We start from the raw sequence: 14,544 nt of genomic DNA, 5'->3' as shown, positions 1-14,544 counted from the left end.
ATCATGGGAGCACTTGACGGGATCAGGGTGATTGCGGTCGAGCAGGCGGTGGCGGCACCGTTCTGCTCGTCGCGGCTGGCGGATGCCGGCGCGGAAGTCATCAAGATCGAGCGGCCCGAGGGCGATTTTGCCCGCGGCTATGACGCGGCGGCCAAGGGCCAGAGCAGCTACTTCGTGTGGCTCAACCGCGGCAAGCAATCGGCGGTGGTCGATCTCGCCACCAGGGAAGGCTGCGCCGAACTGGAGCGACTGATCGCGAGCGCCGACGTGCTGATCCAGAATCTCAAGCCCGGCTCGATGGACAAGCTCGGCTTTTCGCGGGAGCGGCTCTTGAAGGATTATCCCAGGCTGATTTCATGCACGATCACCGGCTATGGCGACGACGGCCCCTATGCGCACCGCAAGGCCTATGATCTCCTGATCCAGGCCGAGAGCGGCCTTGCCTCGATCACCGGCAATCCCGACGGCGCCTCGCGCGTCGGCATGTCCATCGTCGACGTCGCGACCGGTGCCACCGCGCATGCGGCGATCCTGGAGGCGCTGATCGGGCGCGGACGCACCGGCAAGGGCGCCGACATCCGCATCTCTATGTTCGACGTGATGGCGGACTGGTGCACCGTGCCGCTGCTCAATTCCGAAGCCGGTAATCCGCCCAAGCGCATGGGGCTGCGCCATCCCTCGATCGCGCCCTATGGCGTGTTCACGTCTAGCGACGGCAAGGACATCCTGATTTCGATCCAAAGCGAGCGCGAGTGGAAGACGCTTTGCGCAAAAGTGCTGGACCAGCCCGATCTGCCCGCCGATCCGCGCGTGGCCAACATGGTCGAGCGCGTGCGCAACCGCGACTTCACCGACAAGACGGTCGCGGATGCCTTCGGCAAGATGACGCGCGATGAGCTATTGAAGCGGCTGTCCGAGGCCGACATCGCCTTTGCCGAGGTCAACACCATGGCGGACCTCACCAAGCATCCGCATCTGCGCCGCATCGAGGTGGACACGCCGCAGGGACGCGTCAGCTATCCCGCGCCGGCGCCGATCATTGTCGGCGAGACGCGCAGCTATGGTGCTGTACCGGCGATCGGCGAAAATCCCCAATCCAAGAAATAACAAGAGCGAGGCGTCATGACCGAGAAGCTCGACATCGATCATCTCAGGCAATGGATCGGCCGCAGCGAAGAGGCCACCGACACCGTCACCGCGCAGCTCGTGAAGGGCCTGCGTGCGACGCTGTTCCAGGAGGTCGGCGCGCCCAAGCCGGGCGACGCGGCGCCGTTCACGGTGCATTGGTGCCTGGCGCAGCCGGTGTTTCCGATGTCGATGCTCGGCCCCGACGGCCACCCCACCCGCGGCGGCTTCCTGCCTCCGGTGCCGCTGCCGCGCCGGATGTGGGCCGGCGGCGAGATCGAGTTCCTGCAGCCGCTGCGCGTCGGCGACGAATCGACGCGGAGCTCGCGCATCGCGGACGTACAGGTGAAGACCGGCTCGACCGGCACGCTGTGCTTCGTCTCGGTCGAGCACAGCATCTCCTCGCCGCGCGGCATCGCCATCCGCGAGCGGCAGGACATCGTCTATCGCGAGATGACGACGACGTCCGCGCCGGCAAAGGCGCCGCCTCCGCCGCCGAAGGCGCAGCATCGCCAGACGCATGTCTCCGATCCCGTGCTGCTGTTTCGTTATTCCGCGCTGACCTTCAACGGCCACCGCATCCATTACGACCGCGACTACGTCACCAAGGTCGAGGGATATCCGGGCCTGATCTTCCACGGGCCGTTGCAGGCAACCTTCATCATCGAGATGGCGGCGAAGCTGCGCGGCGGCAAGCCGCCGAAGAAGTTCACCTATCGCGGCCTCCAGCCGCTGTTCGAGGGCTCGGAGTTCTCCATCAACGCCAACGAGACCGCTGATGGCATGGAGCTGTGGACCGCGAACGCGGAGGGGCAGCCGACGATGAAGGGGACCGCGGTGTGGTGATGGTCTCTCCTCGTCATTGCGAGGAGCGAAGCGACGAAGCAATCCAGACTGTCGCCGCGGCGGCATTCTGGATTGCTTCGCTGCGCTCGCAATGACGGGTGAGGTAGCAGCGCCGATGGACAACAGGGAACGGCAACCATGGTGAAGAACGGCAAAGCCACAACCAAATCCGTCACCGTCAAGCAGGCGACGCTCGACCTGCTACGCTCCTTCGGCATCAAGAAGGTATTCGGCAATCCCGGCTCGACCGAGCTGCCGTTCCTGAGCGACTGGCCCGACGACATCGACTACGTGCTCGCGCTTCAGGAAGCCTCCGCCGTCGGCATGGCCGACGGCTATGCGCAGGCGACGCGCAATGCCGGCTTCGTCAATCTGCATTCGGCCGCCGGCGTCGGCAACGCGCTCGGCAACATCTATACCGCGCATCGCAACCAGACGCCGCTGGTGATCACCGCGGGCCAGCAGGCACGCTCGATCCTCCCCTTGCAGGCGTTCCTCTATGCCGAGCGTGCGTCCGAATTCCCGCGGCCTTATGTGAAGTACAGCGTGGAGCCGGCGCGGCCCGAGGACGTTCCGGCCGCCATCGCGCGCGCCTATTACACCGCGATGCAGCCGCCATGCGGGCCGACCTTCGTCTCGATCCCGGTCGACGACTGGGCGCATGCGGCCGCTCCCATCGAAGCACGCAAGGTCAGCCGCGAGATCGGGCCCGAAGCTGACGCGATGAAGGCGCTGGTCACCGCATTCAATTCAGCCAAGCACCCTGCCCTCGTCGTCGGCCCCGGCGTCGATCGCGCCGGCGCGGTCGACCTGATGGTGCGCGTGGCCGAGAAGGCCAGGGCCAGCGTCTGGGTCAGCCCGTTTTCGGCGCGCTGCTCGTTCCCGGAACGTCATCCCCAATTCGCGGGTTTCCTGCATGCCTCGCCGGCGCAATTGTCGGACGCGCTGCGCGAGCACGACCTCGTCGTCGTGATCGGCGCGCCGGTGTTCACCTTCCACGTCGAGGGCCATGCCGCGATCTTCGACGGCGGCGCGACGATCTTCCAGATCACCGATGACCCGGATGCCGCGGCGGTGACGCCGGTCGGCACCAGCATCATCGCGACGATGAAGCCGGCGCTCGCAATGCTGCTCGACCTCTTGCCGGAGAGCAAGCGCGCGGCACCGAAGGGGCGAACGCTGCCGCCGGCCCTGCTAGCCGGCGATCCGTTGCCGGTCGAATTCCTGCTGCATTCGCTGTCGCAGGCGATGCCGGACGGCGCGTCGCTGGTCGAGGAAATCCCCTCGCACCGGCCGGCCATGCAAAAGTTCATGCCGATGCGCGGCCAGGACAGTTTTTACACCATGGCGAGCGGAGGCCTCGGCTACTCGCTGCCGGCCGCGGTCGGCATGGCGCTCGGCAAGCCGACGAGCCGCACGGTGTGCCTGATCGGTGACGGCTCGGCGATGTATTCGATCCAGGCGCTGTGGACCGCCGCGCAGCGCAAGCTGCCGCTCACCATCATCGTCGTCAACAATTCCGGCTACGGCGCGATGCGCTCGTTCAGCCAGGTGATGCAGGTGAGGAACGTGCCGGGACTCGAGTTGCCGGGGATCGATTTCGTGCGGCTGGCCGAGGGCATGGGCTGCCATGCGGTGCGGGTGAGCAAGGCGGCCGAACTGGGCGAGGCGCTCAAGCGCGGGATGGCATTCGAAGGGACGAGCCTGGTGGAGGTGGTCGTGGATTCGGCGGTGCCGGTGCTGTACGGGCAGAAGCATTGAGGGCCGACCGTCGTCCTGGCGAAAGCCAGGACGACACCGGAGGTCGTGGCAGGCCCCTTCCTACGTCCCGAAATCTTCCCGCATCTTAGCCTGGATCTTGGCCATGCCGCCGATCCAACGGTCGTAATTCTCGGTCTTCTTGCGCATGTAGCCGAGCACCTGCGGGTGCGGCAGGATCAGGAACGTCTCCTGATCGAGACCGGCGAGCACGTCCTTGGCGACCTGCTCGGGCGAGAGGTCGCCGTCGCCGGATTGCGGGCCTTTGGGGATCGAACGCAGCATGTTGGTGTCCACGCCCTGCGGGCAGAGGATCGAGACACGGATGTTGTGCGCCTTGTGCGAGATCGCGAGATTTTCGGCAAAGCCGACCGCGGCATGCTTGGTGGTGGAGTAAGCCGGGCTGCCGACCTGCGACAGCAGGCCGGCGGCCGAGATCGTGTTAAGGAAATAGCCGCCGCCGCGCGCCTTCATGCGCGGGATCAGATGCCGCGCCGCATAGACATGCGCCATGACGTGGATCGCCCAGCTGCGCTGCCAGGGCTCATCCGAGGCGCCGCCGGCATTGACCGACATCGGGTCGAAGCCGCCGCCGATGCCGGCATTGGAGCAGAACAATTCGATCGGGCCGAACTGACGCTCGGTCTCCTCGATGACGTGGGAAATATCCTTTTCCTGCGCGACATCGCATTTGAAGGCCGCGCCATCCACCGTGGCCGCGACCGCCCGCGCGTTGTCCGCGTCCATGTCGGCGACGACGACCTTGGCCGCACCCGCCTTGTGAAAGGCTTCGCACAGCGCCTTGCCGATGCCGTTGGCGCCGCCCGTGACGACCACGACCTTGCCGGTCACCTGCATGCGACGTCTCCTCTTGTCTTGTACCGTTTTGGCTTATTGCGCTTCGCGGAGCTTGCTCAGCTCAACACGAGGTCGAGCACCGCGGTATAATGGCACGCCGCGCCGGCCAAGACAAAGCCGTGCCAGATCGCATTCTGGAAGCGCAGCCGCCGCCAGGCATGAAAGATCACGCCGAAGCTGTAGAGCAGTCCACCCGCAAGGACGAAGCCCAGCACCAGCGCAGGCAGCGCCTTGACCACGGAATCGTAGAGCATGATGCCGCTCCAGCCCATCGCTAGGTAGATCCCGACCGCAACGCGGTCGAACCGGCCGGGGTAGAGAAGTTTCAGCACGATGCCGAGGAGCGCCACGCACCAGACGCCGGCGAGCAGCACCAGCGCGAACCCACTGTCCTTCACCTCCAGGATGAACGGCGTGTAGGTCGCCGCGATCAGGAGATAGATCGCCGAATGGTCGAAGCGCCGCAGCAGCCATTTGGCCGGCGAGACTGGCCACAGATTATAGGTCGCCGACAACACCAGCATCGAAAGCAGGCCGGCGACGTAGATCGAGACGCCGACGATGTCGGTCGCGTCGGCAAAGAGCACCGTCAGCACCACCAGCACGGTCGCGGCAATGATGCCGCAGAGCACGCCGATCGCGTGGATCACGCCGTCGGCGATCAACTCGGCGCGGTCGTAATGCCAGCCGACCGCGTCGGCGGCTGCGTGGACGGAGGAGGATGCGAGCTGTTTCAATTGGAAGACGGTCATGGCAATCCGCAAGGTGAGTTAATACCCTCTTGTATGGGTGTTTCGGGATCGGCGCGTCGTTCAAACGGCTGATTTGCCGACAAAGACGGTGGAAGTATGAAGCTTGATTTTCCTCAGGCAGTTGCCACTTTTGTGATTAGTCCTTTTTGCCTATCCGCCCTCGCCCGGGATTCCCAACGTTCATATGGCATTTAGTTTCCAGGATATGATCGAGGAGGCGCGCCTGTCGGCTCGGGCGCTGATCGACTACGGCGAGCATTTCTTCAATCCGACGGTACGATTGGGGGTTACCGGCCTGTCCCGGGCCGGCAAGACGGTGTTCATTACCGCGCTGATCCACGGCCTCACCCGTGGCGGCCGGTTTCCGGTGTTCGAGGCCTATTCATCCGGGCGGATCGCGCGGGCGCATCTGGCGCCGCAGCCGGACGACGCGGTGCCGCGCTTTGCCTATGAGAGCCATCTGCGCGCGCTGATCGAGGAGCGGCGCTGGCCGAACTCGACTGTCGACATCAGCGAGCTCAGGCTCGTCATCGACTACCAGCGCCAGAACGGCGCCGACCGCACGCTGACGCTCGACATCGTCGACTATCCCGGCGAGTGGCTGCTCGACCTGCCGCTGCTTCAGAAGAGTTTTGAGCAATGGTCGGCCGAAAGTCTCGCCTTGTCACGCGAGGCGCCGCGCGTCCATCTTGCCGCGGATTGGCACGCGCATCTCGCAACGCTCAAGCCCGAGGCGCGCGAGGACGAGCAGGCGACGCTGACGGCCGCAAAGCTCTTCAGGGGCTATTTGCAAGGCTGCCGCGACGAGCGGTTTGCGATGAGCCTGCTGCCGCCCGGCCGCTTCCTGATGCCGGGCAATCTCGCCGACACACCGGCGCTGACCTTTGCGCCGCTCGACGTACCCGCGGGTGGCCAGGCGCCGGAGGGATCGCTGTGGGCGATGATGGTGCGCCGCTATGAGGCCTACAAGGACGTCGTGGTGCGGCCGTTCTTCCGCGATCATTTTGCTCGGCTCGATCGCCAGATCGTACTGGCCGACGCGCTCGCCGCGTTCAACGCCGGCCCCGAAGCGCTGCACGATCTCGAAGCCGCACTCGCGGGCATTCTCGACTGCTTCAACATCGGCCGCAGCACATTCCTCTCCGGCCTGTTCCGGCCGCGGATCGACCGCGTGCTGTTCGCGGCGACCAAGGCGGATCATCTGCATCATTCCAGCCATGACCGGCTCGAGGCCGTGCTGCGCCGCGCGGTCACCCGCGCCGTTGCGCGCGCGGAAAATACCGGTGCGGCGATCGACGTCGTCGCGCTCGCCGCCGTCCGCGCCACGCGCGAGGCGCAGGTCGCGCATGGCCGTGACAAATTGCCGTCGATCTTGGGAACGCCCGCCGCGGGAGAAAGCGCCGGCGGCGAATTCTTCGACGGCAGCACCGAGGTGGCAACCTTTCCGGGCGACCTGCCCTTGGATCCCGAGCCGTTGTTCAACGGCACCGACGCATTCCGCGGCCTCTCGACCGAGGCCGCCGGGAAGAGCGATTTTCGCTTCCTGCGCTTCCGTCCGCCGAAGCTCGAACGTGAGGGGGCCGACCACCCGGCGCTGCCTCACATCCGCCTCGACCGTGCCTTGCAGTTCCTGATCGGAGACAAATTGTCATGAACGACCGATCGAAGCCACGGCGACCGGCGACGTTCCGGCTCGACGACCCCGGCGTCGTCGTCACCGAGGCCGACGAGACGACCCGGCTCGGCCGTACCACCATCCAGATCACGCCGGAGCCCGATCCGGCGAATTTGCCGGTGCCAATCGCAGCGACGCTTCCGGCGCGGCGCGGCTTTCCCTGGGGCCCAATGTTCTGGTCCGGCGTTGCCGGGCTGACGCTGCTCGGGGTCGGACTCGGCGTCGTCCGTCTGATCGAGGATCTGTTTGCGCGCAGCGACAGCCTCGGCTTCGTCGGAGTGGCCCTTGCCTTGATCACCGCGCTTGCGCTCGCGGTGGTGACCGGACGCGAGGCTTTCGGGCTGGCGCGGCTAGCAACCATCGAAAAGCTGCATCAGCGCGCAGCCGCTGTTCTTGCCAGCGACGATCGCAAGGAGAGCCGCATCATCGTGCAGGATCTGCTCAAGATAGCGCATCAGAACCCGCAGCTCGCGCGCGCCCGTGCCGCCCTGGAGAGCCACGCCGGCGAGATCATCGACGGCGCCGACATGATCCGGCTCGCCGAGCGCGAATTGATGTCGCCGCTGGACATCGAGGCGCGGCGGCTGGTGTCGTCAGCCGCGCAAAAAGTCTCAATCGTCACGGCGGTGAGCCCGCGAGCGGCGATCGACGTGATGTTTGTGTTCATCGTGTCGCTGCGCCTGATCCGCCAGCTCGCTTTCCTCTATGGCGGCCGGCCTGGCGCGCTGGGCATGATCCGCCTGCTCCGCCATGTCATCGCCCATCTCGCCATCACCGGCGGCATGGCGGCGAGCGACAGCCTGGTGCAGCAGATGCTCGGCCACGGCATTGCGGCGAAGCTGTCGCAGCGGCTGGGCGAAGGCATGCTGAATGGATTACTGACGGCGCGGCTCGGCCTCGCCGCAATCGACGTCACACGGCCGTTGCCGTTCGCCGCACTGCCGCCGCCGAAGCTGTCGGACCTCGCGACGGATCTGCTGCGGAAGAAGGACGAGGAAGAGTAGAACGCCATCTTGCGCGGCGGACTCGTTTTCCCCTCTCCCCTTGCGGGAGAGGGTGGCTCGCCGCAGAGCGGCGAGACGGGTGAGGGGTTCTCTCCGCGCGCGCCTCTCGCAGTCGTCTTAGCGGATAGAGACCCCTCATCCGGCGCTTCGCGCCACCTTCTCCCGCAAGGGGAGAAGGAAGAAGGCCGCCTTGCTAGGCGAGCGTACGCCGCTCAAACTCGCCCGCCAGCACGCGCCACCGGAACAGCGGCGAGTCTTTCGGCGGCGACAGCTCTGGGGTCCAGCCGGTGAGCTTTTCCAGCGTGTACGTGTCCATCACGAGACCGCGCCAGCGGCGCTCGACCTGACCGAGCGGCTCGCGCTTGGCGGGGATGTTCTCCCACAGTGATGAGCGATTGTCCGGCTCGCGCCCGACATAGATGCCGACGTGGCCCTTGATCCGGTCCATGCCCGGATCGCGAAAGTCCTGGAAGCGGCCGCGCTCGTTGATCTCGATCACCGGCACCCGTCCCCTGAACAGCCAGCGCATCATGGCATAGGTGCGGTAGTCCGTGGTGGCGATCCAGGTCGCGCCAGTCTCGTCCAATGCGGCCTGTGCGCGCGCGGCGACCTGCTCGTAACCGGACTCGGCACCGATCGGATCGATCTTGCCAAGTAAATTCCAGGGCGCGGCGACGTAGTAGAGGAACACGATGACGACAAAGGCGGTGCCGGAGACCACCGCCGTGTTGACCCAGAACAGCGACGATCTGATCATCCGCGCCGACCATTTTTCACGCGACAGCATGGTGAGGTTGACAGCGGCGGCGGCGAAACCGACCGGCCACATGAACATCGGCCAGGTGTCGCCGACGCGGAGGGTCAGCGATTTCGCCAGGAAATAGAGAAACGGCACCAGGACCGCGGTCGACAGCAAAATCGCGACCGGCTCGCGCGTGCTATAGCCGCGCCACGCCGTCAGCACCACCCCCGTCAGTACCACCGGCAGCATGACGAAGCCGACCAGTCCGAATTGCAGGCCGATGTAGTCGCCGAATGTGCGGAGCGAGATGCCGTAGCTGGTGGTGGCGCGCACACCCTGGAAGCGAATCGCGGCCCAGTCGTGCTGCACGTTCCAGATCAGGACCGGCGAGAACACGGCGATTGCGATCAGGACCGCGAGATAAGGATAGGGGCTGCGCAACCAGCGCCAGCGCCAATCCGGCACCAGCAGAAAGGCGGCAACCGCCGGTGCGAACATGATCACGGTAAATTTCGACAGCATCGCGAGCCCGGCGAACAGGCCGGCCGCGAGCCACCAGCGGCCGTCGCCGCCCTGCGCGAGCCGCACCAGGCACCACATCATTGCCACCGCAAACGGGATCATGGCGACATCGGGCGCGACCTTGGCCATCAGCAGTCCGTAATAGAGCGCGGCCTCCGGCATCAGCACCGCGAGCACGACGGCGCGCACATCATGAGTGAGGCGGCGGACGATGTCCGCGAGCAGGAGCTGCGTCACCAGCATCGCGACGATGCCGCCGAAGCGCACACCGAGTGTGGTGTCGCCGAAGATCGCAGTACCGAACCGGATCAGCCAGGCGATGCCGGGGGGATGATCCAGGAAGCTGAGCGCCGTCTCCTGCGACCAGGTCCAGTAATAGGCCTCGTCCGTGCGCAGCTCGATGACCGAGGCGTAGACGATGCGCAGCAGCGTCATCGCGGCGATGATCGCCGCGGCCATGACGAGCGGCCGGCGCGCCGCGCCGGCGGGGAGCATCGTGATGTCGGGAGCTGTCCTCACGGCGGCGCTTTTCGCCAACCTGGGAGGGGGAGTCAATGTTGGGTACCGTCGTCCCGGATCCGCGTGCGCCCCCGGGGGTGCTTGTCCAGGACGACACGGAGATTGCGGCCGCTTGCCGCGCATGTGATCGGGCGCGCTATCCACCCCCGGAATTAAACGCGACGCTGGCTGTTCTCCTTCATGAACTGATACAACAGAATCATGGCCGCAACCGCATCCACACGATTTTCCGATCTTTCCCGCGCCATCAGCGTACGCCAGGTGCGGCTGGTTTGCGGTGTCATCCTGTTCGCCTATGTGGTCAGCCATTTCCTCAACCATGCGCTCGGCAACATCTCGGTCGATGCCATGGAGATCGGGGTCTACTACCACATGCTGTTCTGGCAGTTCCTGCCGGTTGCGATCGTGTTCTACACGGCGGCGCTCACGCATATGGGGCTCGGCATCTACGCGTTGTATCAGCGCCGGCAGTTCCGTTGGCGGACGGTCGAGCCGCTGCAGCTCGTGCTGGGCTTGAGCATCCCCGCGCTGGTCATGGCGCATGTGATCGGGGTGCGGCTCGGTCAGACGCTTTACGGACACCAAAAACTCTATCCGCAGGAACTCTATCTGTTCTTCGTCGCGTCGAACCGTATCTGGACCATGACGATCCTGCTTCTCATCGCCTGGGTGCACGGCTGCATCGGCATCTATTTCTGGCTTCGCCTCAAACCGTTCTTCACGCGCGCGGCGCCCTATCTGCTCGCGGCTGCCGTGCTGATCCCGACGCTGTCGCTGCTGGGTGTCTACCAGGGTGGCCGCAGCGTCGAGGTCGAGGCCGACGACGGGGAATGGCGGACGCACAATCTCACGCGCCGCCAGCTGGGCACCACGGCAGAGGCCGCGATGCTCGACCGCATCACCGGCGGCCTCACCGCCGGCTATCTCGGACTGCTCGCTTTGGCGCTGCTGGCGCGTGGCGCGCGCGCCCTGTGCGAGCGGCGCGGCGGCATGATCGCGCTGTCCTACGGCAACGGCAAGACGGTGCGCGTCCCCAAGGGCCTCTCCGTGCTGGAAGCGAGCCTGCGCCACAATGTGCCGCATGCCAGCGTCTGCGGCGGCCGCGCCCGCTGCTCGACCTGCCGCATCCGCATCATCGGCGATCATGGCGCCCTGCCCGAGCCGTCGCAGCGCGAGGCGTTCGTGCTCACCCGTGTCGGCACCAGTGACCCCTCGATCAGGCTGGCCTGCCAGCTGCGGCCGACGTCGGATCTCTCCTTCTTCCAGCTCTTCACCGCGCATACGCTTTCGGCGAACACACAGGCCTCGACGCCTGCCAGAATCGGCCAGGAGCGCTATCTCGTCAGCCTGTTCGTGGATATGCGCGGCTCGACGCAGCTGGCCGAGAAGCGGCTGCCGTTCGACACCGTGTTCATCGTCAACCGCTTCCTCGGCGCCGTCTCGCAGGCTGTGATCGAGAATGGCGGCCAGCCGAACCAATTTGTCGGCGACGGCATGCTGGCGCTGTTCGGACTGAGCGCCGATCCGCAAACCGCCTGCCGGCAGGCGCTGAAGGCCGCCGCCGGCATCGCCAGGCATATCGATGAGCTCAACGAGCTCCTGTCCCACGATCTACGCCAGCCGATCCGCTTCGGCATCGGCATCCATGGCGGCGAGGTCATCATCGGTGACATCGGGTATCGCGATCACATCGTCTTCACGGCGCTGGGCGATGCTGTCAACGTCGCGGCCCGCCTCCAGGACATGACCAAGACGCTGGCCTGCGAAGCGATCGTCTCGGAGGAAGTCCGCCGGACCGCCGGCCTTGCCGACGATGCGCTGCCGCAGCAGGAGGTCGCGATCCGCGGCCGCGACGAACCGATGGCCGTGCGTGTGGTTGCGGACGCGAGGGAGCTGTCGGCGCTCGTCGATCCCGGCGAACGCGTCGCGGCGTAACACCGGCTTGCTGCAACGCAGCGGCATGGGCCTGCTGCGAAAGCACGAATTGACTTCATCTGAGTCGTTGCGACAGATGAGTGAGAGATCGCGGTGATGACCGTGATCCAACGAAAAGCTCCGGGAGGAGACCACATGTTCGATCGACGCGACCTGCTCAAAGGAGCGGGCCTTGCCGCTGTTGCGACTGCACTGAACTCGACCAAAGCGCTGGCACTCGACACCGTCGCCCTGCCCTTTGCCAATGGCGAACGGCCTTTGGTGAAATATCCGCAGAAGCGGCCGATGATCGGCCTGACCAGCCGCCCGCCGCAGCTCGAGACGCCGTTCGCGGTGTTCAACGACGGCCCGATCACGCCGAATAACGCGTTCTTCGTGCGCTATCACCTTTCCGACCTGCCCTACAGTCTCGACCCCGACAAGTTCACGCTCGAGGTCAAGGGCAAGGTCGACAAGCCGCTCAAGCTGTCGCTGAAGGATATAAGGAAGATGAAGGCGACCGAGATCGTCGCCGTCAACCAGTGCTCCGGCAACAGCCGCGGCTTCCTGGATCCGCGCGTGGCCGGCGGTCAGCTCGCCAACGGCGCGATGGGCAATGCGCGCTGGCGCGGCGTGCCGCTGAAGGCCGTGCTGGCGATGGCGGGCGTGCAGAGCGGCGCCAAGCAGGTCACCTTCAACGGCATGGACGGTCCGGTCAGCGACAAAACGCCCGATTTCGTCAAGGCGCTCGATATCGATCACGCCAACGACGGTGAGGTGATGCTGGCCTATGGCATGAACGGCGAAGACCTGCCGTTCCTCAACGGCTTTCCGCTGCGCCTGATCGTGCCCGGCTATTTCGGCACCTATTGGGTCAAGCACCTCAACGAGATCACCGTCGTCGACAATGTCTATGACGGGTTCTGGATGAAGTCGGCCTATCGCATTCCGGACACGCCGAACAATGCGGTCGAGCCGGGCACCGCGCCGAAGGCGACGATCCCGATCAACCGCTTCACCATCCGTTCCTTCATCACCAGCGTCCCGGACGGAGCCAAGCTGAAAGCAGGCGGCACGACGCTGCGCGGCATCGCCTTCGACGGCGGCAAGGGTATCAAGGAGGTCGCGGTCTCCACCGACGGCGGGAAGACCTGGACCAACGCCAGGCTCGGCAAGGATCTCGGCAAATACTCATTCCGTGAATGGACGCTGCCGGTGAAGCTCGCGGCGGGCTCCCACGAGCTCAAGGTGCGCGCCACCGGCAATGGCGGCGAAACCCAGCCGGATACGCCGCGCTGGAATCCGGCGGGTTACTTGCGCAACGTCGTCGAAACCGTCCGCGTTACCGTGGCTTGAGGGGAATGATCATGCAGCGCACCGTTTTCCTCGCCATCACGCTCGCCCTCGCCGCCGTGGTGGGTTCGGCACTTGCAGCACCGGTCAATTACAAGACCCCCGATGAGGTCGCGGCGTTCAAGCTCGGGCCCAATCTCGAAGTCGTGCAGGGCAATTGCAGCGCCTGCCACTCCGCCGACTACATCAACACGCAGCCGCCGATGAAGGACAAGAAAGGTTTCTGGCAGGCCGAGGTGACCAAGATGATCAAGGTCTATGGCGCCCCCATCGACGATGCCGATGTCAGCAAGATCGTCGATTATCTGGCCGCGACTTATTGACGGATGGCGCGCGGCGCGCCGACCAAGTGACCGCGAAAAGGGCAAATCCGGCAAAAACGCCGCGAAGTTGAGCGGAATTCGCCGAAATGCCGATGTGGTTTGAGCTACCAAGCCAGCCACATTCCGCGTATCGTATTAGGACCGAACCGGCCGGTTGGCGGGGACTGGCGGTTCGAGATCTCGGAGGAAGACCCGCGGAGAAGTCGTGATGGCTAAAGGTACGGTCAAGTGGTTCAACCCGACGAAGGGTTATGGATTTATCCAGCCTGCGTCGGGCGGCAAGGATGTGTTCGTGCATATCTCGGCAGTGCAGAAAGCCGGTCTGTCGTCCCTGAACGAAGGACAGACGGTTGAATATGAAGAGATCGCAAACCGAGGCAAAAGCTCCGCAGAGAACCTCAAAGTATAAGCCCGCCGGCTTTTGCTAACTCCCGGATCGATCCGGGAGCCGGGCCAAGAAATTTTAGAAACGGTCAGTGCACTCGACGACAGGCGTTGCGATTGCACAGGGAGAACTATTTGCCCGCGAAGACCGCCCATTGGACGCCACAGCAATGACAATCGCGACGGCACTTCGTTAGTCCACCGGCAATGGTGCGTCGCGCTTGATCTCCTCCATCACCGCATAGGTTCGCGTTTCGCGCACGCCGGGCATCGACAGCAAGGTCTCGCCGAGGAAGCGCCGATACGCAGCCATGTCTGCCAGCCGCGCCTTCACAAGATAGTCGAAGCCGCCGGCGACCATGTGACACTCCAGCACCTCGGGCGCCAGCTTCACCGCGCGGGCAAAACGCTCGAAATTGTCGGGCGTGGTCTTGTCGAGCAGCACTTCGACAAACACCAGGAGGCCGAGGCCGAGCCGGTGCGGGTTTAGCCGCGCGCCATAGCCCTCGATAAAGCCCTCTCGCTGCAAACGCTTCAGCCGTTCGCCGATCGAGGTCGGCGACAGCCCAATGCGCTCCGCGAGCTCGACATTAGCGATTCGCCCGTCCTGCTGCAAAATCGAGAGGATCTTCCGGTCGGTTCGATCTAATTCCATATTCCGTAAGGTCAAATGACTGGGCGACTTCATTTTCTAAGCCGAATGAGCTAAATTGTCTATCGAGCTAAGGTAGCGTGGGCATTATCCTGAATTGAAGCCACAGGACACGCC

At 64.9% G+C, this 14,544-nt stretch carries 13 protein-coding genes; 9 read left to right on the top strand and 4 right to left on the bottom strand.

The features are described from left to right. The first annotated feature begins 3 nt into the window (after positions 1-3). The 3 genes from IVB19_RS06850 (at position 4) to mdlC (ending at position 3,732) form a co-directional block, all read left to right on the top strand. A complete protein-coding gene (locus IVB19_RS06850; protein WP_026232572.1) occupies positions 4-1,107 on the top strand; it encodes a CaiB/BaiF CoA transferase family protein in 1,104 nt (367 codons plus the stop codon). Positions 1,108-1,122: 15 nt separating this feature from the next. Further along, on the top strand, positions 1,123-1,971 hold the full coding sequence (locus IVB19_RS06845; protein ID WP_018453683.1) for an HTD2 family dehydratase: 849 nt from the start codon (positions 1,123-1,125) through the stop codon (positions 1,969-1,971). Between the two features lie 138 nt (positions 1,972-2,109). Then, positions 2,110-3,732, top strand: a complete 1,623-nt coding sequence (gene mdlC, locus IVB19_RS06840) for a benzoylformate decarboxylase (RefSeq protein WP_247821169.1) — start codon at positions 2,110-2,112, stop codon at positions 3,730-3,732. A 60-nt stretch (positions 3,733-3,792) separates the two neighbouring features. Here mdlC and IVB19_RS06835 read toward each other — a convergent pair whose 3' ends face one another. After that, positions 3,793-4,587, bottom strand: a complete 795-nt coding sequence (locus tag IVB19_RS06835) for an SDR family oxidoreductase (RefSeq protein WP_018453681.1) — start codon at positions 4,585-4,587, stop codon at positions 3,793-3,795. Between the two features lie 56 nt (positions 4,588-4,643). Then, positions 4,644-5,339 carry a PAQR family membrane homeostasis protein TrhA gene (gene trhA / locus IVB19_RS06830; protein WP_018453680.1) on the bottom strand — a complete coding sequence of 232 codons (696 nt, stop codon included), beginning with the start codon at positions 5,337-5,339 and terminating at the stop codon, positions 4,644-4,646. Between the two features lie 184 nt (positions 5,340-5,523). Between trhA and IVB19_RS06825 the strand changes: the two genes are divergently transcribed. Then, complete coding sequence (locus tag IVB19_RS06825) at positions 5,524-6,993, top strand: YcjX family GTP-binding protein (protein WP_026232571.1); 1,470 nt, start codon at positions 5,524-5,526, stop codon at positions 6,991-6,993. After that, positions 6,990-8,018 carry a YcjF family protein gene (locus IVB19_RS06820; RefSeq protein WP_247821168.1) on the top strand — a complete coding sequence of 343 codons (1,029 nt, stop codon included), beginning with the start codon at positions 6,990-6,992 and terminating at the stop codon, positions 8,016-8,018. The genes IVB19_RS06825 and IVB19_RS06820 overlap by 4 nt, the downstream gene beginning before the upstream one ends. A 193-nt stretch (positions 8,019-8,211) precedes the next feature. Here the strand turns inward: IVB19_RS06820 and IVB19_RS06815 are convergent, their stop codons facing one another. Continuing rightward, positions 8,212-9,777: a glycosyltransferase family 39 protein gene (locus IVB19_RS06815; protein ID WP_018453677.1), complete on the bottom strand. Its 1,566-nt coding sequence runs from the start codon at positions 9,775-9,777 to the stop codon at positions 8,212-8,214. A 225-nt stretch (positions 9,778-10,002) separates the two neighbouring features. Here IVB19_RS06815 and IVB19_RS06810 point away from each other — a divergent pair, with 225 nt between their 5' ends. From IVB19_RS06810 to IVB19_RS06795, 4 genes are all read left to right on the top strand, one after another. Continuing rightward, the gene (locus tag IVB19_RS06810; protein ID WP_018453676.1) at positions 10,003-11,736 is read left to right on the top strand and encodes an adenylate/guanylate cyclase domain-containing protein; all 1,734 of its coding nucleotides are present in this window, start codon (positions 10,003-10,005) and stop codon (positions 11,734-11,736) included. Between the two features lie 135 nt (positions 11,737-11,871). Next, positions 11,872-13,071, top strand: coding sequence for a SorA family sulfite dehydrogenase catalytic subunit (gene sorA / locus IVB19_RS06805; protein ID WP_018453675.1), 1,200 nt, complete (start codon positions 11,872-11,874; stop codon positions 13,069-13,071). An 11-nt stretch (positions 13,072-13,082) separates the two neighbouring features. After that, complete coding sequence (gene sorB / locus IVB19_RS06800) at positions 13,083-13,391, top strand: SorB family sulfite dehydrogenase c-type cytochrome subunit (RefSeq protein ID WP_026232570.1); 309 nt, start codon at positions 13,083-13,085, stop codon at positions 13,389-13,391. 208 nt (positions 13,392-13,599) lie between these two features. Next, a complete protein-coding gene (locus tag IVB19_RS06795; protein WP_007596519.1) occupies positions 13,600-13,800 on the top strand; it encodes a cold-shock protein in 201 nt (66 codons plus the stop codon). A gap of 168 nt (positions 13,801-13,968) precedes the next feature. On the opposite strand, the gene IVB19_RS06790 is transcribed toward IVB19_RS06795, so the two are convergent. Next, positions 13,969-14,430, bottom strand: a complete 462-nt coding sequence (locus tag IVB19_RS06790) for an Lrp/AsnC ligand binding domain-containing protein (RefSeq protein WP_018453673.1) — start codon at positions 14,428-14,430, stop codon at positions 13,969-13,971. Between the last annotated feature and the right edge of the window lie 114 nt (positions 14,431-14,544).

Origin of the sequence: Bradyrhizobium sp. 187, from assembly GCF_023101005.1 — a bacterium.
GTDB lineage: Bacteria > Pseudomonadota > Alphaproteobacteria > Rhizobiales > Xanthobacteraceae > Bradyrhizobium > Bradyrhizobium canariense_D.
This window is presented reverse-complemented; position numbering and strand designations above follow the sequence as displayed.

Coding starts and splice junctions, on each gene's coding strand:
- sorA (WP_018453675.1), top strand. CDS start 11,872: ATGTTCGATCGACGCGACCTGCTCAAAGGAGCGGGCCTTGCCGCTGTT.
- IVB19_RS06790 (WP_018453673.1), bottom strand. CDS start 14,430: ATGGAATTAGATCGAACCGACCGGAAGATCCTCTCGATTTTGCAGCAG.
- IVB19_RS06820 (WP_247821168.1), top strand. CDS start 6,990: ATGAACGACCGATCGAAGCCACGGCGACCGGCGACGTTCCGGCTCGAC.
- sorB (WP_026232570.1), top strand. CDS start 13,083: ATGCAGCGCACCGTTTTCCTCGCCATCACGCTCGCCCTCGCCGCCGTG.
- IVB19_RS06815 (WP_018453677.1), bottom strand. CDS start 9,777: ATGCTCCCCGCCGGCGCGGCGCGCCGGCCGCTCGTCATGGCCGCGGCG.
- IVB19_RS06795 (WP_007596519.1), top strand. CDS start 13,600: ATGGCTAAAGGTACGGTCAAGTGGTTCAACCCGACGAAGGGTTATGGA.
- mdlC (WP_247821169.1), top strand. CDS start 2,110: ATGGTGAAGAACGGCAAAGCCACAACCAAATCCGTCACCGTCAAGCAG.
- IVB19_RS06835 (WP_018453681.1), bottom strand. CDS start 4,587: ATGCAGGTGACCGGCAAGGTCGTGGTCGTCACGGGCGGCGCCAACGGC.
- IVB19_RS06825 (WP_026232571.1), top strand. CDS start 5,524: ATGGCATTTAGTTTCCAGGATATGATCGAGGAGGCGCGCCTGTCGGCT.
- IVB19_RS06810 (WP_018453676.1), top strand. CDS start 10,003: ATGGCCGCAACCGCATCCACACGATTTTCCGATCTTTCCCGCGCCATC.
- IVB19_RS06850 (WP_026232572.1), top strand. CDS start 4: ATGGGAGCACTTGACGGGATCAGGGTGATTGCGGTCGAGCAGGCGGTG.
- IVB19_RS06845 (WP_018453683.1), top strand. CDS start 1,123: ATGACCGAGAAGCTCGACATCGATCATCTCAGGCAATGGATCGGCCGC.
- trhA (WP_018453680.1), bottom strand. CDS start 5,339: ATGACCGTCTTCCAATTGAAACAGCTCGCATCCTCCTCCGTCCACGCA.